The following is a 16,836-nucleotide window of genomic DNA, read 5'->3' on the forward strand; positions in this document are numbered from 1 at the left end:
GCTCCGCCCGTCCGACGCTCAGGCGGCGCGAGCCGTGTAGCGGTCGCCCGACCGCTCGACCACCAGTGGCAGCCCGAAGGTCTTGGAGAGGTTGTCACCGGTGAGCGTCTCGGCGAGCAGGCCCTGGGCGACCACCCCACCCTCACGCAGCAGCAGTGCGTGGGTGAACCCGGGCGGGATCTCCTCGACGTGGTGGGTGACGAGCACCATCGCCGGGGCGTCCGGGTCGTACGCCAGCTCGGCCAGGCGGGCGACCAGGTCTTCCCGACCGCCGAGGTCGAGCCCGGCGGCGGGCTCGTCGAGCAGCAGCAGCTCCGGGTCGGTCATCAGGGCACGGGCGATCTGCACCCGCTTGCGCTCGCCCTCGGAGAGGGTGCCGTAGCGACGCTCGGCGAGGCCACCGACGCCGAGTTGACCCAGCAGTGCCCGCGCCCGCGCCTCGTCGCCACGGTCGTAGTTCTCCCGCCAGCGGCCGACCACCGACCAGGCGGCGGTCACCACCACATCGCTGACCCGCTCGTCGGCGGGCAGTCGCTCGGCGATCGCGGCGGTGGTGAGGCCGATCCGGGTACGCAGCTCGTTGACGTCGGTGCGGCCGATCCGCTCGCCGAGGACGTGGGCGACACCCGTGGTGGGGTGCAGCCGACCGGAGGCGAGGTTGAGCAGTGTGGTCTTGCCAGCACCGTTGGAGCCGAGCACGACCCACCGCTCGTCCAGCTCGACGTGCCAGGTCAGGTCCTGTAGCAGGGCGGTGCCGGAGCGGCGTACGCCGACGCCGTCGAGGCTGACCACCAGATCCGGGTTCACCGCACCATCCAACCACGCAGCGCGGGGTGCCCCCCATGGGCGGCACCCCGGTCATAGGGTGAAGCGCCGTGTCATTGATCACCACGACCGAAGGACGGCTCATGCCCCGTCGACGTCCGGAGCCGCGCGGATGAGCGCGGTCATCGAAATCGAGGGTCTGCGCAAGACCTTCTACAGCGTGCGCAACGGCCGACGGGTGGCGGTGGACGGGTTCGACCTGCTGGTCGAGGCGGGCCAGGTCCATGGTTTCCTGGGCCCCAACGGGTCCGGCAAGACCACCACCCTGCGCGCCCTGCTGGGGCTGGTACGTGCGGACAGCGGCCGGATGACAGTGCTCGGCGAACCGTCGCCGGAGCTGCTGCCCCGGGTGGCCGGCCAGGTCGGCGCCATCGTGGAGAGCCCGCAGTTCTTCGGCAACTTCACCGGCCACCGCACGCTGCGGTTGTTGGCCCGCGCCGGTGGTGTGCCGGTCTCGCGGGTGGACGAGGTGCTCGATCTGGTGGGCCTGCACGACCGGGGCGACGAGCGGGTGAAGGGTTACTCGCTGGGCATGAAGCAGCGCCTCGCGGTGGCGTCCGCGTTGTTGAAGGACCCGCGGCTGCTCATCCTGGACGAGCCGGCGAACGGGCTGGACCCGGCGGGCATCCGCGAGATGCGGGACCTGGTGCGGTCGCTCGCGGCCGACGGGGTGACGGTGCTGGTGTCCAGTCACATCCTGGGCGAGATCCAGCTGATCTGCGACCACGTCACGATCATCTCGCGGGGTCGGCGGGTCGCGACCGGCCGCGTGGACGAGGTGCTGGCGGGCCACGACAGGCACGAGTTCCTGGTCCGGGTCGCCGAGCCGGAGCGGGCGGTCGAGCTGCTGCACGCGGCCGAGCTGACGGCGGTCGTGGACGGCGAGACGTTGGTGGTGAGCGGGGTGAGCGACCCGACGGTGGTCAGTCGGGTGCTCGGTGAGCAGGGGCTCTGGGTGGGCGAGCTGACGCCGCTGCGGCCGGATCTGGAGAGCGTCTTCCTGGAGTTGACCGGCGCGTACGAGCATCCGTCGGTGCCCCGGCAGGTCGACGACTCGTCGCTGCCACAGGGCGAAGCTGTGATCGACATCGATCGGGGAGTGGACGCGTGAACCTGGTGCGTGCCGAGGTGGAGCGACTGTCCGCGCGTCGCTTCGTACAGCTCATGGTCGTCCTGTTGGTGTTGGCGTTCGCCGTCACCGGGGCGACCACCCTTGCCGGCTCGCACAAGCCGAGCGTCAGCGAGTTGACCGTGGCGCGGGAGCGGGCCGCCGAGGCGCGGCGCGACCTGGAGGCCACCCACCAGGAGTGCCTGGACCGCCAGAAGGAGACTTTTCCGGTCGACACCGACAGGTACATCCTGGAGCACTGCTCGGCGCTCGACCCGATCCGGCAGGAGCGGCTGCCGATCGCGGCCGACTTCCTGCCGGGTGTGTTCAGCTTCGCCGAGCAGGCGAAGTCCCTGCTGTACTTCCTCATCGCGTTCCTGGTGCTCTTCGGGTTCCTGGTCGGCGCCTCCTACATCGGCGCGGATCTGAACTCGGGCGGTGTGGTGAACCTGTTGCTGTGGCGACCGCGCCGGTTGACGGTGCTCGGGGCCAAGTTGGGCACCCTGCTCGGGGCGGTGTTGGTGCTGGCCCTGCTGGCGTCGGTGGCGTACCTCGCCACGTTCTGGGTGATCGGGCAGACCGCCGGGCTGCCGGGCCGGCTGGACGGCGACTTCTGGGGTTCGCTCGGCGCGGTGCACGGCCGTGGGCTGGTGCTGGTGCTGCTGGCCTCGGCGCTGGGCTTCGCGATCGCCACGCTGGGTCGGCACACCTCGGCGGCGCTCGGCGTGTTCGCGGCGTACGTGGTGGTCTGGGAGTTGGGCGCCCGGCTGGTCCTGGAGATCATCGACGCGCCGCGATCGGACCTGTTCATGCTCTCCAGCCACATCGGGGCATGGCTCAACGGTGGGGCGCGGTTCTACGACGAACAGGTCTGCGTGGGCAGCAACGGCCCCTACTGCGACGGGTTCTACACGGTCGGTTGGGGAGCGTCGCTGCTGGTGCTGCTCGTGCTCACCGGTGGGCTCACCGCTGCGGCGTTCACCGCGTTCCGGCGCCGCGATCTGATCTGAGGTCGCTCCGGGCCGCCCGTTGCACGACGGGCGGCCCGGCCGGCCGGGGCCGCAGGCCAGGCGGCAAGAGCTTGCACCTCACGGGCGTGCGGTGAAATATTTCTTCACATGACCGCCGCAGCGGGCTCAGCCGACGGTGGAGCCGAACACCTCGTCGCGGACCGCGTCCAGGGCCGTCCGCAGCGCGCCGCGCAGGATCGGCTCCTCGGTCAGCCCGGTCGGCACCACCCGCGGCTGGACCAGCGTGATCGCCGCGACCTCCTGCTGCACCCGGTCGGCGAGCGCCGCGCCGCCGGCCTGGCCCACCTCGCCGGCGAGCACGACAAGCGGTGGGTCGAGCACCACGCAGGTGCTTGCCACACCGAGCGCCAGCCGGCGGGCCAGCTCGTCGAGCATCGGGCCACCGTCGGCACCGGCCGCGACGGCCGCGCGGACCGCCTCGGCGGCGTCGCCGTCCGGGTAGCCGTGCTCGGCGGCCACCGCGCGCACCGAGTCCGCGCCGATCAGCTGCTGGAAGGCCGGCTTGGCGCGACGGGACACGTCGCGTGGGATGGGCGCTCCGGGCACCGGCAGGTAGCCGATCTCACCGGCCGCGCCGCTGCTGCCGTGGTGCAACCGCCCGCCCAGCATGATCGCCAGACCGACGCCGGCACCCACCCAGACCAGCACGAAGTCCGACAGCCCCTGCGCCGCACCGGACTGCGCCTCGGCCACCGCGGCCAGGTTGACGTCGTTCTCGAAGACCACTGGCGTGTGCAGGTCGTCCCGCAGCGCGGCGAGCAGACCGCTGTGCCAGCGCGGCAGGTTGAAGGCGAAGGTGATGTCGCCGGTGCCGGGGTCGACCAGGCCCGGCGTGCCGAGCACGATCCGTCGTACGCTGCTCAGCTGCGCCTGAGCGCTGCTCGCCGCCTGCACGACGGCGTTGTGCACCACGCCCACCGGGTCGTCGGTGTCCCGGGTCGACTGCTCGACCTGGCCGATGACCGCGCCGGTGATGTCGGCGCACGCGGCCACCACCCGGTCCGGCCCGACGTCCACGCCGACCACGTGGGCGCTGCCCGGGCGGACGGCGTAGAGCTGGGCGTTCGGCCCCCGCCCGCCGGCCTGCTCGCCGACCCGCGCGACGAGGCCGCGCTCCTCCAGGCGCTCGACCAACTGCGAGGCGGTGACCTTCGACAGCCCGGTCAGCTCGCCAAGCCGAGCCCGGGTCAGCGGACCGCGCTCGAGGAGCAGCTCCAGGGCGGCACGGTCGTTGAGCGCCCGCAACAGGCGGGGGGTGCCGGGCAGCCGGGTCGCACTCATGACACGTCCTCTAGTTTTAGTAAACTTTGCTAACTGTAAACCGACCTGCGAACGGGTAGCCGTAGCGTAACGGTCACCCGACGGTGGGACGCTCGGCCGAGTCGGCAGGGCCAAGACCACCAACCGGTACGACGTTTCGCACCCGTGGGGCACCGAAGGGGGAGATCACGTGGGGCTGGATCCAGGACTGCGCCGGCTGGCGTTGGGCACACTGCTGGCGGCGTACCCGGGCCCGGTCCCGCCGGACTGGGCGGTCGACCTGCTCGCCGACGGGCTGGCCGGGCACACCCTGTTCGGCACCAACGTGCACGACCCCGCGCAGGTGGCGGCGAGCACCGCCGCGCTGCGCGCGGGACGGCCCGACGTGCTGATCGCCATCGACGAGGAGGGTGGCGACGTGACCCGGCTGGCACACGCCACCGGCAGCCCGTACCCCGGTAACGCCGCCCTCGGCGCGATCGGCGACGTGGCGCTCACCCGACGGGTCTACCAGTCGATCGGTGCCGAGTTGGCCGCGCTCGGCATCACCGTCAACCTCGCCCCCACCGTCGACGTCAACACCGCCGACGACAACCCGGTGATCGGCACCAGGTCCTTCGGCGCGGACCCGGTGCGGGTCGCCGCCCACTCGGCCGCCGCCGTGGCCGGGTTGCAGGCCGCCGGTGTGGCCGCCTGCGCCAAGCACTTCCCCGGGCACGGCGCCACCGTCACCGACTCCCACCACGAACTGCCCACCGTGGACGCTCCGCTGGGCCTGCTCCGCAAACGGGACCTGCCGCCGTTCGCGGCCGTCGTGGCCGCCGGGGCGCGTGCCGTGATGACCGCGCACATCCGGGTGCCGGCGCTCACCGGCGCCGACCCGGCCACCTTCAGCCGGGCCGTCCTGGTCGACCTGCTGCGCACCGAGTACGGCTTCACCGGCACCGTCATCACCGACGCGCTGGAGATGAAGGGTGCCGCGGTGGCCGCCGGCGGCGTCGGGCCGGCCGCGGTCCGGGCCCTGAGCGCGGGTGCCGACCTGCTCTGCATCGGCGCGACTGTCGACGCCGAGCTGGTCGAGCGGGTGGCCGTCGAGATCGTCGACGCGCTCGCCGACGGCCGGCTCGCGACTGCACGGGTGGAGGAGGCGGCCGGCCGCGCCGCCGACCTCGCTGCCTGGACCCGGGCCGCCGGCTCGTCGTCGGCCACCGGAGACACCGAGCTGGGGTACGCGGCAGCGCGCCGCGCGGTCCAGGTGGACGGCCTGCTCACCGGCCTCGACCAGCCCCTCGTGGTGCAACTGCACACCGAGTCGACGATCGCCGAGGGTCGGGTGCCGTGGGGCCTCGGTCCGCACCTGCACGGGGTGTCGGAGATCCGGGTGATCGCCACCGAGACGAACCCGGCGACACTGCGCGGGTTGGCCGGCGAGCGTCCCATCGTGCTGGTCGGGCGACACCTGCACCGGCTGCCCGGCGGCCCGGAGCTGATCGCCGACCTGGCCGCCCAGCACCCGGTCACGGTGGTGGAGATGGGCTGGCCGGCGCAGTGGCGGCCGGCGGGTGTCCGCGCCTTCGTCACCACCTACGGCGCGAGCCACGCCAACGGTCGCGCGGCGGCCGAGGTGCTGGGCCTGGCCGGCTGACCACACGCTACGTCACCGGGCAGACCTGCCTGCCGATCAGACCCTTTCGCAGGTCAAGTCCGCTTTTCGACACTCCGAACCGACAGCTTCAACCTTGCCCCGAGCCTGTTCGATACGTAGCGTGATCGACACGTGGCGGCACGCCGCCACACCCGGAACCGGGGCCTGGGGGGAGGTTGCGGACCGTGGATCCGGCCCGGGATCCACGGTCCGCGCCCATAGACCCACCCCACCCCACCCCCGCCGATCTTGCACTTCCTGTCGTCGAGATGCGGGGAATGCCCCTAATGCCGCGACAGAAAGTGCAAGATCGGGGGCGGCTGCGGCTTCGGGCCGGTCAGCGTGGATAGACCCCGTACGCGCGCCAGCCCCGGTCCGGGAAACCGGCCGCTTCGGCGACCCGGGCCGAGGCGTGATTGTCCCGCTCGTGCAGGTAGGTGGGGACCGCGCCCTCGTCGAGCACGCGCCGCGCCGCCTGGGCCACGAGTCGGCGGGCGAGGCCGCGCCCCTCGGCCGCCGACACGGTGCCGACGGCCAACTCGTGCCCGTACGCGTCGTGCCGTTTGATCGCGGCCCCGGCCAGGTAGCCCCCGTCCGAATCACGAACCACGAGCACCTGCTGGTCGAAGAGGCGCAGCCACGGCGGCAGCCCGGGGGCGGTCGGCTCGGTCCACTCCCCCACGTCGGGCAGCGGAGCGGGCGCCAGACTCCACCGGAAGGGGCCGTCGTGTACGCAGAACTCGGGTCGACCGACGGCCTCCGGCAGCGCGGCCAGCAGCCGAGCCGGCGTACGACCAACCAACGCGCGGACCGCCGCCACGTCGTCCGGCGCGACGGAGAGCACGGTGCTCTGCCCGGTGCTGACGGCGAGCGCGGGACGCAGCCGCCCGTCCCAGGCCGGTTCGGCCCGCCGCCGCGAGGCGACCACGTGCAAACCCGGCCCGGCCGGCCACTGGCCGAGCCAGGTGGCCAGGTGCAGGTGAAGACGCCGGTCGAGCATACGCACCTCCCCCGTCACCCGACCCGTCGTGGATCACCGTACGCCGGACGGCGGGGTCGGACGCAGGATACGTCCGTGCGGGGTGGGCCAGGGGCACGGCAACCATCTACATGAATCGACCGTCATATCTATTTCCATATCTGGACACCTTTGTTTGGGACGGTGAACGCATGCCGATTCAGCCGAGCGACCACTACCAGCAGGACCCCGAGCGACTCTGGCGGACGGCGGAGGCCATCGGGGGCGATCCGCCCCAGCCGCGCTACCGGAACCCGCGGACGGTCGGCAGCGGGGCCCTGTCCTGGGCCGGGCTGAACATGCTGCGCATCGGCAGCTCGAGTAGACACCGCCTGAACACCCACTGACGCACCACAAACTGCTCTAATCTGGTGTCTTCATAGCACCCAATCTGGTGTACCCTTACGCCATGACTCGCATCACCGTCGACGTGAACGACGAATGGCTGGACGCGGCACGGGAGGTGCTTGGCACCGACAGCAAGGTGGCCACCATCAACGCCGCTCTACACGCGTTCGCCATCCGTCGGCAGGCTCGCGAGATCGTCGCCGCGTTCGATCAGGTGGAGATGGACTTCTCCGGGTCCGCCGACGCCTGGCGCTACGGCGGCGGCCGCGACCTGGGTTCGCTTGCCGAGCAGCCACGCAATGCCGAGGCAGCCTGATGGCTGGTCAGATCTACCTTGCGGACACCTCGGTCTACGTCTTGCAGGGTCGCCACCAGTCGGTCCGGCGGCGCTTCGAGACGCTGCTCGCCGAGGGCCGGCTCGCTGCCTGCCACATGACCAGCCTGGAATACCTCAACAACGCGCCCCACCCAAAGGGGTACGAGATCCTCTGGCAGGCACTGCGCGGAGGTCGCTGGATGGACGTTTCGACAGCGGCGATGGACCGCGCCATGGCGATTCATCGCCTCCTCGCGGCCGACAGCCAACACCGCAACTTCCGGCTGCCCGACCTGATCATCGCGGCCACCGCCGAGGAACACGGCGCCACCGTCCTGCACTACGACGCCGACTACGACCGCATCACCGCTGTCACCGGCCAACCCACCGAGTGGGTGGCACCGAAGGGCAGTCTCTGACGTTCGCCCCGGCGACACACCGGAGGAGGTCCAGCGGCAGCTTTCGCACACCTGTCGGGTAATTTCTTGTGGTCCACCATCCCGGCCTACGACAGGAGAAGCTCCGCGCATGGGCAAGAAGACGATCCACGTCTCCGACTTCACCGGCACGGTTCTGCAGCAGGACGACGAGGTGGTCCGCGTCGTCGTGCTGGAGCACCCGGACCTGGTCGCCGGGCCCGTGCAGTTGGACGCCACTCCCGGCGAGGTGGAGAACATCGACGATGCCGCGCTGGACGTGGCGGTGGTCGAGATCCACGACCGGCACGGCAACGGTGAGCCCCGCCGGGTGGTGTTGACCGCAAGCGAGTTCGACGCGATGGCCACCGACGTGCCGATGGCGCAGCTGTTGAAGACGGCCGAGCGGGTTCGCCCACCCAAGGCCCGCAAGAGCGCCGAGAAGATCGACTACGGCACGTTGGAGCACGCCGGCAAGCCACACCGGGGTCGGGTCACCGAGGAGGAGGCCCGCCTGGTGCGCGACCAGCTCGACGAGGTCAACAAGCGCCTCGCCGACGCGGGCGTACGCCAGATCGACCCGGCCGATCCGGAGCACGCCCTGCGCTACGGCTTCCCCGAGGTCTCCTGACCCGGGTCTCTACTTCTGTTCGGCGACTGCGGCGGCGAGGGCGGCGGCCAGGTCGGCCTCGACCGTCGCCTTGTCCAGGCCGAGGGTGGTGAGCACCCCGGCGCCGTCCTCAAACTCCAGCAGGGCGAGCAGGATGTGCTCGGTGCCGATGTAGTTGTGCCCGAGGCGTAGCGCCTCCCGGAAGGTCAGCTCCAACGCCTTCTTGCCCCGCGCGTCGTACGGGATGAGGTCCGGGACCTGCTCCGCCCGCGGTGGCAGGACGGCACCGACCGCCTCCCGCACGGCCTCGGGGGTGGCGCCGCGACCAGCCAGCACCCGGGCCGCCAGCCCTTCCGGCTCGGCCAGCAGGCCCAGCACCAGGTGCTCGGGGCCGATCTCGGAGTTGCCGCTGGCGCGGGCCTCCTCCTGCGAGGCGATCACCACATTGCGGGCGCGCGGGGTGAACCGGCTGAAGCCGGCGTTCGGGTCGAGAGCCCCTGCGTCGGTTGCCTTCGGCACGAAGCGCTTCTGGGCGGCCTGCTTGGTGACCCCCATGCTGCGACCGATGTCGGTCCAGGAGGCACCCGAGCGTCGGGCCTGGTCGACGAAGTGCCCGATCAGATGGTCGGCGACCTCGCCGAGGTGGTCGGCGGCGATGACCGCGTCGGTGAGCTGGTCGAGCGCGTCGGTGTGCGCCTTCTTGATCGCCTGGATCAGGTCGTCGAGCTTGACGGTGTTGCCGATCTGAAGAGGATCTGTCATGCGTCAACCATAGGTTGACGCTCAGCTTGCGTCAACCCCAAGTTGACGATCTGGGTTAGCTGGCGTACTCCGGCAGGAGCTTGGCGACGGCCTCCGGCGAGGGCATGCCGGCGATCTCCTCGGCGATCAGCCGGGCCGCGTCGCGCTGCTCGACCTGGCCACGCTGCGGGAGCAGGAGGTGAGCCTGCTCGGCGATGGCCACCGCGTCCGTCTCGCTGGGAAGGAGCCGAAGACCGACCCCGGCCGCGGTGAGGGCCTCCGCGTTTGCGAACTGGTCCGCGCCCTGCGGCAGCAACACCTGGGGTACGCCCGCCGCGAGCGCGCCGAGGGTGGTGCCGCTGCCCCCGTGGTGCACCACCAGATCGGCGAGCGGCAGCAACTCCGCCTGCGGCACCCACGGATGCACGCTGACCTGGTCGGGGATCTCTCCGAGCTGTTCCGGGGGCACCCGGCCCGCCGCCACCACCACCTGCGCGCCAAGCGTCGCCAGACCGGCGATTGCCGTGCGGAGCAGTTCCGGCGTACCGAACGCCGTACCGAGGGTCAGGTAGATCAACGGCCGGCCCACCCGGAGGGGCAGTGGGGCCGGGGTGGAGAACGCGACAGGTCGCAGCTCGATGCGACGTTCGGTGGCGAGGAAGTCCTTGTCCTGCAACGAGGGCGGCCAGATGTCCAGGTGTGGCCTGCCGACGACCTCGGCGTTCCTGGTGGGGATTTCCAGGCCGATGCCCTCGGGGAACAGCCGGCCGAACCCGTGCCACAGGCCCGGTATCCCGGCCCGGTGGGCCGCCACCGCCGCCCCCGGCAGCCCCCACTCGTGCACCACCAGGTCCGGCCGCAGCCGCGCCAGCTCCGGTTCGAGATCCTCGGCGTACACCTCGTAGAAGGCGTCGCCGGGACGGAACGGCCGCAGGCCGTGCGCGGCGAGTGGCGCGTGCACCTCCGTACCGGCGGCGAAGTGGACCTCGTGCCCGGCGTCCCGGGCGGCGATCGCCAGCGGGATCAGCGGATAGGTGTGACCGACTGACGCAAGACTTGCGAAGAGCACCCGCATGGCGGCGAACCCTACCGGCCGCACCGCCGGCCCGGCCTGCTCCGCCGGCCCGGATACGGTGGGTCCGGTCGAGTCGGGAGGGCGGGTCATGCGTCTGCACGTGGGGTGCGCGATGTGGAGCCACAGGTCGTGGCCGGGCCACCGGCTGCCGCCCAGCGAGCGCCTGGCGCACTACGCAAGCTGGTGCGACGCCGTGGAGGGCAACACGACGTTCTACGCGACCCCGACCCGGGCCACGGTGGCCTCATGGGCCGCGCAGACGGATCCCGCGTTCCGGTTCGTCCTCAAGCTTCCCAAGGCCATCACGCACGAACGCCGACTCACCGACGTCGACGAACCGCTGCGCGCCTTCCTGGACGCGATCGAGCCGCTCGGTCCACGCGCACACGCCCTCTGGATCCAGTTGCCCGGCTCGTTCGCGCCCGCCGACGTCCCGGATCTGGGGCGTTTCCTGGAGCGGCTCCCCCGATCACACCGGTACGCGGTGGAGGTCCGCCACCCTTCGTTCTTCACCGACGACAGCACGGTCCGACTGCTGGAGGCGACCCTCGCCACCACCTCGGCGGAGTGGGTCCCCTTCGACACGACCGCCTTCTTCGCCAGCCGGCCGACAAGCGACGCGGAGCGGGACGCCTGGACCAAGAAGCCGCGCGTGCCGCTGCGGTCCGTCGCACTTACCGACCGGCCGATCGTCCGCTACCTCGGTCGCGACGACCCGACCCGCACGGTCGAGGGGTGGCAGCGGTGGGTCGACGTGACAGTCACCTGGCTGCGCGAGGGACGCTCACCGACGATGTTCATCCACACCCCGGACAACGCCGACGCGCCGGCGCTGGCCCGCCGGTTTTACGACGAGGTACGGGAACGCGTGCCCGAGCTGGACCCGCTGCCCGAGCCGGTCCCAGTCGAGCCGCTGACGTTGTTCTGAGCCGAACGGTCAGCGCTGCCGGTCGAGCAGGTCGTCGAGGTGGGTCGCCGTGCTGATCAGGGACAGGTGGCTGAACGCCTGCGGGAAGTTGCCGATCTGCTCACCCGTCGGCGCGATCTCCTCGGCGAAGAGGCCGACCGGGTTGCAGTAGGTGAGCATCTTCTCGAAGATCAGGCGGGCGTCGTCGAGCCGACCGGCCAGGGCCAGCGACTGCACATACCAGAACGTGCACATGTTGAAGGTGCCCTCGGTGCCGGCGAGACCGTCCGGCGAGGCTTTCGGGTCGTAGCGGTAGACGAGGCTGTCGGAGACCAGGCCGGCGTCCATCGCTCGCAGTGTCGACTCCCACATCGGGTCGGTCGGCGAGATGAAGTTCAGTCCCGGCATCGCCAGCAGTGACGCGTCCAGGATGTCGGAGCCGTAGTGCTGCACGAACGCCCGTCGCTCCTGGTGGAACCCGCGGGTCATCACCTGCTGGTAGATGGCGTCGCGCTCGGCGGACCAGCGGGCGACGTCACCGGGGCGGCCCCGGCGTCGCGCGATGCGGATGGCCCGGTCCAACGCCACCCAGGAGAGCACCCGCCCGTAGGTGAAGTCCTGCCGGCCGGAACGGGTCTCCCAGATGCCGTCCTCGGGCTGGTCCCAGTGCTCGCAGAGCCAGTCCATCAACTCCGTCGTCTTGCGCCACCCCTCGTACGGGGGGATGAGCCCGTTGCTGTCCGCGAGCTCCAACGAGATGAGCGCCTCGCCGTAGATGTCGAGTTGCAGTTGGTTGGCGGCGCCGTTACCGATCCGCACGGGCGCCGAGCCGCGGTACCCCTCCAGGTGGCCCAGCACCTCCTCGGGGAGGTCCGGTGAGCCGTCGATGCGGTACATGATCTGTAGGGGCAGGTCACCGTCGCGTGCCTCTCGGATACGCGCGTCGAGCCAGAGCAGATACTTCTGCGCCTCGTCGGTGAAGCCCAGGCGCAGCAGCGCGTGCACCGAGAAGGACGCGTCCCGGACCCAGGTGTAGCGGTAGTCCCAGTTGCGCTGCCCGCCGATCTGCTCGGGCAACCCCGCGGTGGGGGCGGCGACCAGCGCGCCGGTCGGGGCGTACGTCATCAGCTTGAGGGTCATCGCCGACCGCTCGACCACCTCCCGCCACCGGCCCGTGTACCGGGAGCCGCCCGCCCACCGCCGCCAGTGGTCGCGGGTCTCGGCGAGCAGTTCGCACGCCTCGTCGGTGCTGATCCCTCGGGGCGGGTGCGGGCAGGCGGTCTCCAGGACCACCCCGCCGATGTCGCCGGCGCTCAGGCTGAACGACGCGGACACACCCTCCGCATCGCGACGGATGTCGCTCGCCTCGGACAGCTTCAACGAGCCCCTGAACGGCGCGAGGGTGAGGGTCAGCGTCGAACTCCGGAACACGTCACCCTCGGGGTACGTCTCCAACTCGCACGGGTCGCGGGCGTAGTTGAACCGGGGGCGGCAGTGGAAGCGGAACCGCATGGTCCCCCGGACCATCCGGACCAGCCGGACCAGTCGGTGCCGGTCGGTGGCCTCTTCGCCGGTGACGGGCATGAAGTCCAACAGCTCACCGACACCGTCGGCGCTGTGGAAGCGGGTGATCAGGATTGGCGTACCGGGCAGGTAGAGCTGCTTGCTCGTGTAGTCGACGCCGTCGGGCGAGAGCTGGAAGTGGCCCCCGTTGCGGCGGTCCAGCAGCGCGCCGAAGACGCTCGGCGAGTCGAAACGGGGTGCGCAGAACCAGTCCAGGATGCCGTCCGTGCTGATCAGCGCGGCGGTCTGCAGATCACCGATCAGACCGTGGTTCTCGACTGCCGGGTAACTCTCCATGCTGTCCCCCGCCGTTCGTGCCGGCAATGACGGCGACTACCCGGCGACCGCCGAAAGATGCCGGGACGGGGGCGTGGGCGTCAGGCCGGAACGCGACCCTCGAACTCACCGGCAGTTGCGGAAGCGCAGCTTCCGCAATCGCCGATAGCGTCAGCACCGACGACATCGACGAGAGGACACCCGATGAGCCTGCGCGGATTTGCCACACTCAACATCTGGGCCGACGACGTGGCAGCGGCCACGGCCTGGTACGCGGAGTTTCTCGGCATCGAGGCGTACTTCATGCGTCCGGGCCCCGACGGACGCCCGGCCTACACCGAGTTCCGCATCGGGGACTACCAGGCCGAGTTGGGCATCATCGACCGAAGGTACGCGCCGGCCGGCGCGGCTGCCGGGCCCGGCGGCGTGGTCATGCACTGGTGCGTCGACGACCTGGACGCGACAGTGGAGCGGCTGTTGGCGATGGGTGCCACCGAGTACCAGCCGATCACCCCGCACGGAGGCGAGGGCTTCATCACCGCGGCGGTCGTCGACCCGTTCGGCAACGTGCTCGGCGTCATGAAGAACCCGCACTACCTCGACGTCCTCGCCGCACTCACATCGAAGTGACGTGGACGTACCCGCGTTTCGGGCCGGTCGGTTCAGTCCCAGTCGCCCGGGTTCGGCGGCCGCCGCACCAGTTCCGCCGCCCGGTCGGCGTCGAGCCCGCTGGCGATGAGCAGGTCGTGGGCGGCGGTACGGAACTCGCCTGCGGCGATCATCCCGGAGTAGCCCAGCCGGTGGGTGTGGGGGCGGGTGGGGTCCGACGCGGCATCTCCCTGGGCCTTCCCGATCAGGTCGACGGCGGCCAGGATCTGCTGCCGCGCCTCCCCTGGGTCCTCCCGCGTACGGATCGCGCATCGCAGGGTCTGCACACTGGAGGCGAGCAGGTCGAGGGCCGCCGAAAACTCCGCAGGTATCGGCTCCCCGTCCCGGAGCGCCTTGGTGAGCCGTCTCGCGATCGACCGACAGCTGTGCAGACTGCGCTCCATGTGCCGGACGGCTCCGGTGTAGAAGGCCAGGGACGGGCGTTCACGCCAGCGCAGTGGCGCCAGTCGCACCACCTCCTGGGCAGCATCGAGCCCTTCGTCGAGCGCGGTCAGCCGCGGGCTGAGTCCACGCAGCGCTTCCAGACTCCGCCGGGCCTCGCCGAGATCGCGACGGCCGAGCGCCGCGGCCAGGTCGTGCAGGGCGGCGATGGCCGGGTCGAGGACAGGTTCGGCCAGCCGCTGCACCGTCCGCTGGGGGTGGATGGGCACCACCAGCAGACCGACCGCCAGCCCGATCAACCCGCCGACCGCGGCGTCGACGAAACGGGGTACGGACAGGTCCCGCACGGGTGGCTCCAGAGTGGCGATGAGCACCGCGGTACCACCGGCCTGGGTGAGCAGGGACCCACCGCCCTTGAGCAGCACGGCGACGATGATCGCCAGCACGACGACCACTCCGGTCTGCCACGCCCCGATGCCGAACAACGGCATGAGCGTGTCGCCCACGGCGAGCCCCAGGACGACCCCGACCAGCAGCTCGACGGTGCGCCGCAGGCGTGAGCCCATCGAGGCGGCCACGATGCCGACCGCGGTGGTGGGCGCCAGCACCGGGGCGGGGTTGTCCAGGAACTGGAACCCCACGAACCAGGCGAGCGCCGCCGCGATGCCGGCCTGCACGGCGAGCAGCCCGTAGAGGCGGAGGCGCCAGACCCGGGACTTGACCCCGTACCGCACCCGCCCGTGCAGGATGGCCCAGGCCCGATCGACCCGGGACTCCCCGTGCGGGTCCGGGTCGGAGGCGACTGCCGGCTCCGGCATGGCGGGCATCTGCGCCGTTTACCCAGCTCAGGGCGACCTATCCGGCGAACGGGCCGAATCGTGTGCGCGCCCGGTCAGTGGGCGGGATTCGGGGTGTGCGGGAGTTTGCCGAGCTGGCGCCAGTTCGTCTCCGCGACGTCGACACCGTAGTGCCTGGCGGCGGCGAGAATGTTCTGGAACGCCAGGTCACGCTCCTTGTCGGTGACGCCCTGCACCTGGTCGAACCGGGCGATTGCGTTACGGACATGGCCCGCGTCGGTCATCGGCTCCTTACGCTTGTCGGGGAACGCGAAGACGCTCTCCGGCAGCTCGCGCTTGTCCTTGTCCGACAGGCCGCCGTGTTTCTCGTGGGGTTTCCAGGTCGATGTCATCTCCCACGCGTACCCACCCGCACAAGATCCATACCATGCGTCCGACGCACGTGCGGCCCAAGCCCTTTCCCAGCGAGTCCTTTGTGGAGTGCAAGCATGGCTGCCATGGATATCTACGAGGACGCCCGTACGGTGTCGCGCTCGGACCTGGCCGCCTGGTTGCGTCAGCTGGCGAACCAGTTGGAGTCCGATGGGCGGCTCTTCTACGGCGCGGCGGGTTCCGTGTCCGTGGCGGACACCGTTCGCTGCGAGTTGGAGATCGAACAGGAGAGCGAGACGGAGGTGTCCGTCGAGATCGAGTTCTCCTGGACCGTGCCGGCGGCCGCGCCGGCGGTGGACGAGGTCCAGGAGTCTCCGAGCGCAGACCAGCAGGCCGAGGCCACGCCGGAGGCGTGACCCGGGTCGACACCGTGTCGCACGGCGGCCATCGATGCTGGTGGCCGCCACCGTCGTCACCCCGGTCGCACAAACGGCCCAGAGCGCATGATCCCGAACGGGTCGAGAGGAACGATGACGAGCGCGACACCCGGCTGGACGCACCGGCTGGCCGCCGCCTGCCAGGAGTTGACGACCGCCAGGTGGTTCAGCCTGGCCAGCTTCCTCGTCATCGTCCTCAACGCGGTGGCGCTGGGCCTGGAGACCTACGGCCGAACGATCGCGGTGGCCGGAGCCCCACTCCAGACCATCGAGTACGGCTGTCTGGCGTACTTCGTGGTCGAACTCCTGGCCCGGTTCGGGGCGCACCTGCGACGGCCGGGGGACTTCTTCCGGGATCCGTGGAACGTCTTCGACCTGCTCATCATCGCGGCGCCACTGGCACCCGGCGTACGCGAGAACGTCACGATGTTGAGGCTGTTGCGCCTCGCCCGCATCGTCCGCGCGTTCCGCCTCTTCCCCAGCCTGCGGGTGATCCTCGTCGGGATCCGGCGCAGCCTCCCCGGGCTCGGTAGCTTCCTGCTGGTCACGGTCCTCGTGCTGTACGGGTACGCGATGCTGGGCTGGATGTTGTTCGGTGTGGCGATTCCCGAGCGGTACGGCACCGTGGGGCAGGCGATGCTCACGCTGTTCCTGCTGTTGTCGCTCGACGGCATCACTGACACCCTCCAGGTCGGCCGGGAAGTCACCGAGTGGGCGGTGTTGTACTACGTCTCGTACATGGTCGCCGCCTGCTATCTGCTGACGAACCTCCTGGTGGGGGTGGTCCTGAACGCCCTGGACGAGGCCCACCAGGAGGAGCGCGCGGCGGCGGCGCGGGCTGCCCGACCGGAGCCTGGCAACGACGTCGGCGAACCTTCGGTGCACGAGCAGTTGGCACAGCTACGCATGATCATCGCCGACCTGGAGCACCGACTGCCGAGGGCCGAGGACGCGGCTCACACGGCACGAGAGTCCCCTGTGGACCGTGCTCGCGCGTGATGATCTAATTCATCCGCTAGATCCGCTTCCGGGTGGGATGTC

Annotated in this window: 19 protein-coding genes; 11 read left to right on the plus strand and 8 right to left on the minus strand. The window is 70.8% G+C overall.

Going from position 1 to position 16,836, the window contains the following annotated elements; all coding sequences use genetic code 11:
• Positions 1 to 18 precede the first annotated feature (18 nt).
• Positions 19 to 819: an ABC transporter ATP-binding protein gene (locus tag AB0C15_RS14540; protein WP_357351907.1), complete on the minus strand. Its 801-nt coding sequence runs from the start codon at positions 817 to 819 to the stop codon at positions 19 to 21.
• A gap of 118 nt (positions 820 to 937) precedes the next feature.
• Between AB0C15_RS14540 and AB0C15_RS14545 the strand changes: the two genes are divergently transcribed.
• Both AB0C15_RS14545 and AB0C15_RS14550 read left to right on the plus strand, forming a co-directional pair.
• Positions 938 to 1,936 (plus strand): ATP-binding cassette domain-containing protein, encoded by a 999-nt coding sequence (locus AB0C15_RS14545; protein ID WP_357351909.1) that lies wholly within the window; start codon positions 938 to 940, stop codon positions 1,934 to 1,936.
• The gene (locus AB0C15_RS14550) at positions 1,933 to 2,943 is read left to right on the plus strand and encodes an ABC transporter permease subunit (protein ID WP_357351911.1); all 1,011 of its coding nucleotides are present in this window, start codon (positions 1,933 to 1,935) and stop codon (positions 2,941 to 2,943) included. The genes AB0C15_RS14545 and AB0C15_RS14550 overlap by 4 nt, the downstream gene beginning before the upstream one ends.
• A gap of 126 nt (positions 2,944 to 3,069) precedes the next feature.
• On the opposite strand, the gene AB0C15_RS14555 is transcribed toward AB0C15_RS14550, so the two are convergent.
• Positions 3,070 to 4,245 carry an ROK family transcriptional regulator gene (locus tag AB0C15_RS14555; RefSeq protein WP_357351913.1) on the minus strand — a complete coding sequence of 392 codons (1,176 nt, stop codon included), beginning with the start codon at positions 4,243 to 4,245 and terminating at the stop codon, positions 3,070 to 3,072.
• Between the two features lie 169 nt (positions 4,246 to 4,414).
• Here AB0C15_RS14555 and AB0C15_RS14560 point away from each other — a divergent pair, with 169 nt between their 5' ends.
• Positions 4,415 to 5,869 (plus strand): glycoside hydrolase family 3 N-terminal domain-containing protein, encoded by a 1,455-nt coding sequence (locus tag AB0C15_RS14560; RefSeq protein WP_357351915.1) that lies wholly within the window; start codon positions 4,415 to 4,417, stop codon positions 5,867 to 5,869.
• Positions 5,870 to 6,206: 337 nt separating this feature from the next.
• Here AB0C15_RS14560 and AB0C15_RS14565 read toward each other — a convergent pair whose 3' ends face one another.
• The gene (locus tag AB0C15_RS14565) at positions 6,207 to 6,869 is read right to left on the minus strand and encodes a GNAT family N-acetyltransferase (protein WP_357351917.1); all 663 of its coding nucleotides are present in this window, start codon (positions 6,867 to 6,869) and stop codon (positions 6,207 to 6,209) included.
• 170 nt (positions 6,870 to 7,039) lie between these two features.
• Here AB0C15_RS14565 and AB0C15_RS14570 point away from each other — a divergent pair, with 170 nt between their 5' ends.
• The 4 genes from AB0C15_RS14570 to AB0C15_RS14585 all read left to right on the plus strand — a co-directional run bounded on the left by AB0C15_RS14570 (position 7,040) and on the right by AB0C15_RS14585 (position 8,598).
• Complete coding sequence (locus AB0C15_RS14570) at positions 7,040 to 7,234, plus strand: DNA repair protein (RefSeq protein ID WP_357351919.1); 195 nt, start codon at positions 7,040 to 7,042, stop codon at positions 7,232 to 7,234.
• 62 nt (positions 7,235 to 7,296) lie between these two features.
• Entirely contained in the window at positions 7,297 to 7,551 is a 255-nt protein-coding gene (locus AB0C15_RS14575; protein ID WP_357351921.1) for a type II toxin-antitoxin system VapB family antitoxin, read from the plus strand.
• Entirely contained in the window at positions 7,551 to 7,970 is a 420-nt protein-coding gene (locus tag AB0C15_RS14580) for a PIN domain nuclease (RefSeq protein ID WP_357351923.1), read from the plus strand. The genes AB0C15_RS14575 and AB0C15_RS14580 overlap by 1 nt, the downstream gene beginning before the upstream one ends.
• A 109-nt stretch (positions 7,971 to 8,079) precedes the next feature.
• Positions 8,080 to 8,598 (plus strand): hypothetical protein, encoded by a 519-nt coding sequence (locus AB0C15_RS14585; RefSeq protein ID WP_357351925.1) that lies wholly within the window; start codon positions 8,080 to 8,082, stop codon positions 8,596 to 8,598.
• A gap of 9 nt (positions 8,599 to 8,607) precedes the next feature.
• Here the strand turns inward: AB0C15_RS14585 and AB0C15_RS14590 are convergent, their stop codons facing one another.
• Positions 8,608 to 9,339: a Clp protease N-terminal domain-containing protein gene (locus AB0C15_RS14590; protein WP_357351927.1), complete on the minus strand. Its 732-nt coding sequence runs from the start codon at positions 9,337 to 9,339 to the stop codon at positions 8,608 to 8,610.
• Positions 9,340 to 9,394: 55 nt separating this feature from the next.
• Positions 9,395 to 10,483 (minus strand): glycosyltransferase, encoded by a 1,089-nt coding sequence (locus AB0C15_RS14595; RefSeq protein ID WP_357351929.1) that lies wholly within the window; start codon positions 10,481 to 10,483, stop codon positions 9,395 to 9,397.
• 22 nt (positions 10,484 to 10,505) lie between these two features.
• Between AB0C15_RS14595 and AB0C15_RS14600 the strand changes: the two genes are divergently transcribed.
• Positions 10,506 to 11,321, plus strand: a complete 816-nt coding sequence (locus tag AB0C15_RS14600) for a DUF72 domain-containing protein (RefSeq protein ID WP_357352146.1) — start codon at positions 10,506 to 10,508, stop codon at positions 11,319 to 11,321.
• Between the two features lie 9 nt (positions 11,322 to 11,330).
• On the opposite strand, the gene AB0C15_RS14605 is transcribed toward AB0C15_RS14600, so the two are convergent.
• Positions 11,331 to 13,160 (minus strand): glycoside hydrolase family 15 protein, encoded by a 1,830-nt coding sequence (locus AB0C15_RS14605; protein WP_357351931.1) that lies wholly within the window; start codon positions 13,158 to 13,160, stop codon positions 11,331 to 11,333.
• A 183-nt stretch (positions 13,161 to 13,343) separates the two neighbouring features.
• Here AB0C15_RS14605 and AB0C15_RS14610 point away from each other — a divergent pair, with 183 nt between their 5' ends.
• Positions 13,344 to 13,769, plus strand: coding sequence for a VOC family protein (locus AB0C15_RS14610; RefSeq protein ID WP_357351933.1), 426 nt, complete (start codon positions 13,344 to 13,346; stop codon positions 13,767 to 13,769).
• 32 nt (positions 13,770 to 13,801) lie between these two features.
• Here the strand turns inward: AB0C15_RS14610 and AB0C15_RS14615 are convergent, their stop codons facing one another.
• Positions 13,802 to 15,016 (minus strand): FUSC family protein, encoded by a 1,215-nt coding sequence (locus tag AB0C15_RS14615; RefSeq protein WP_357351935.1) that lies wholly within the window; start codon positions 15,014 to 15,016, stop codon positions 13,802 to 13,804.
• Between the two features lie 65 nt (positions 15,017 to 15,081).
• A complete protein-coding gene (locus AB0C15_RS14620) occupies positions 15,082 to 15,378 on the minus strand; it encodes a DUF6582 domain-containing protein (RefSeq protein ID WP_357351937.1) in 297 nt (98 codons plus the stop codon).
• Between the two features lie 96 nt (positions 15,379 to 15,474).
• On the opposite strand from AB0C15_RS14620, the gene AB0C15_RS14625 reads away from it, so the two are divergent.
• Together AB0C15_RS14625 and AB0C15_RS14630 are read left to right on the plus strand one after the other, a co-directional pair.
• The gene (locus AB0C15_RS14625; protein ID WP_357351939.1) at positions 15,475 to 15,774 is read left to right on the plus strand and encodes an amphi-Trp domain-containing protein; all 300 of its coding nucleotides are present in this window, start codon (positions 15,475 to 15,477) and stop codon (positions 15,772 to 15,774) included.
• A gap of 114 nt (positions 15,775 to 15,888) precedes the next feature.
• The gene (locus AB0C15_RS14630; protein WP_357351941.1) at positions 15,889 to 16,794 is read left to right on the plus strand and encodes an ion transporter; all 906 of its coding nucleotides are present in this window, start codon (positions 15,889 to 15,891) and stop codon (positions 16,792 to 16,794) included.
• Positions 16,795 to 16,836: the final 42 nt, after the last annotated feature.

Source organism: Micromonospora sp. NPDC048835, assembly GCF_040649995.1.
Classification (GTDB): Bacteria; Actinomycetota; Actinomycetes; order Mycobacteriales; family Micromonosporaceae; genus Micromonospora.

What these genes read in the sequence shown, in the direction of transcription:
- AB0C15_RS14545 (WP_357351909.1), top strand. Translation starts at nt 938, where the DNA reads ATGAGCGCGGTCATCGAAATCGAGGGTCTGCGCAAGACCTTCTACAGC.
- AB0C15_RS14555 (WP_357351913.1), bottom strand. Translation starts at nt 4,245, where the DNA reads ATGAGTGCGACCCGGCTGCCCGGCACCCCCCGCCTGTTGCGGGCGCTC.
- AB0C15_RS14565 (WP_357351917.1), bottom strand. Translation starts at nt 6,869, where the DNA reads ATGCTCGACCGGCGTCTTCACCTGCACCTGGCCACCTGGCTCGGCCAG.
- AB0C15_RS14570 (WP_357351919.1), top strand. Translation starts at nt 7,040, where the DNA reads ATGCCGATTCAGCCGAGCGACCACTACCAGCAGGACCCCGAGCGACTC.
- AB0C15_RS14575 (WP_357351921.1), top strand. Translation starts at nt 7,297, where the DNA reads ATGACTCGCATCACCGTCGACGTGAACGACGAATGGCTGGACGCGGCA.
- AB0C15_RS14580 (WP_357351923.1), top strand. Translation starts at nt 7,551, where the DNA reads ATGGCTGGTCAGATCTACCTTGCGGACACCTCGGTCTACGTCTTGCAG.
- AB0C15_RS14585 (WP_357351925.1), top strand. Translation starts at nt 8,080, where the DNA reads ATGGGCAAGAAGACGATCCACGTCTCCGACTTCACCGGCACGGTTCTG.
- AB0C15_RS14590 (WP_357351927.1), bottom strand. Translation starts at nt 9,339, where the DNA reads ATGACAGATCCTCTTCAGATCGGCAACACCGTCAAGCTCGACGACCTG.
- AB0C15_RS14595 (WP_357351929.1), bottom strand. Translation starts at nt 10,483, where the DNA reads ATGACCCGCCCTCCCGACTCGACCGGACCCACCGTATCCGGGCCGGCG.
- AB0C15_RS14600 (WP_357352146.1), top strand. Translation starts at nt 10,506, where the DNA reads ATGTGGAGCCACAGGTCGTGGCCGGGCCACCGGCTGCCGCCCAGCGAG.
- AB0C15_RS14605 (WP_357351931.1), bottom strand. Translation starts at nt 13,160, where the DNA reads ATGGAGAGTTACCCGGCAGTCGAGAACCACGGTCTGATCGGTGATCTG.
- AB0C15_RS14610 (WP_357351933.1), top strand. Translation starts at nt 13,344, where the DNA reads ATGAGCCTGCGCGGATTTGCCACACTCAACATCTGGGCCGACGACGTG.
- AB0C15_RS14615 (WP_357351935.1), bottom strand. Translation starts at nt 15,016, where the DNA reads ATGCCCGCCATGCCGGAGCCGGCAGTCGCCTCCGACCCGGACCCGCAC.
- AB0C15_RS14620 (WP_357351937.1), bottom strand. Translation starts at nt 15,378, where the DNA reads ATGACATCGACCTGGAAACCCCACGAGAAACACGGCGGCCTGTCGGAC.
- AB0C15_RS14625 (WP_357351939.1), top strand. Translation starts at nt 15,475, where the DNA reads ATGGCTGCCATGGATATCTACGAGGACGCCCGTACGGTGTCGCGCTCG.
- AB0C15_RS14630 (WP_357351941.1), top strand. Translation starts at nt 15,889, where the DNA reads ATGACGAGCGCGACACCCGGCTGGACGCACCGGCTGGCCGCCGCCTGC.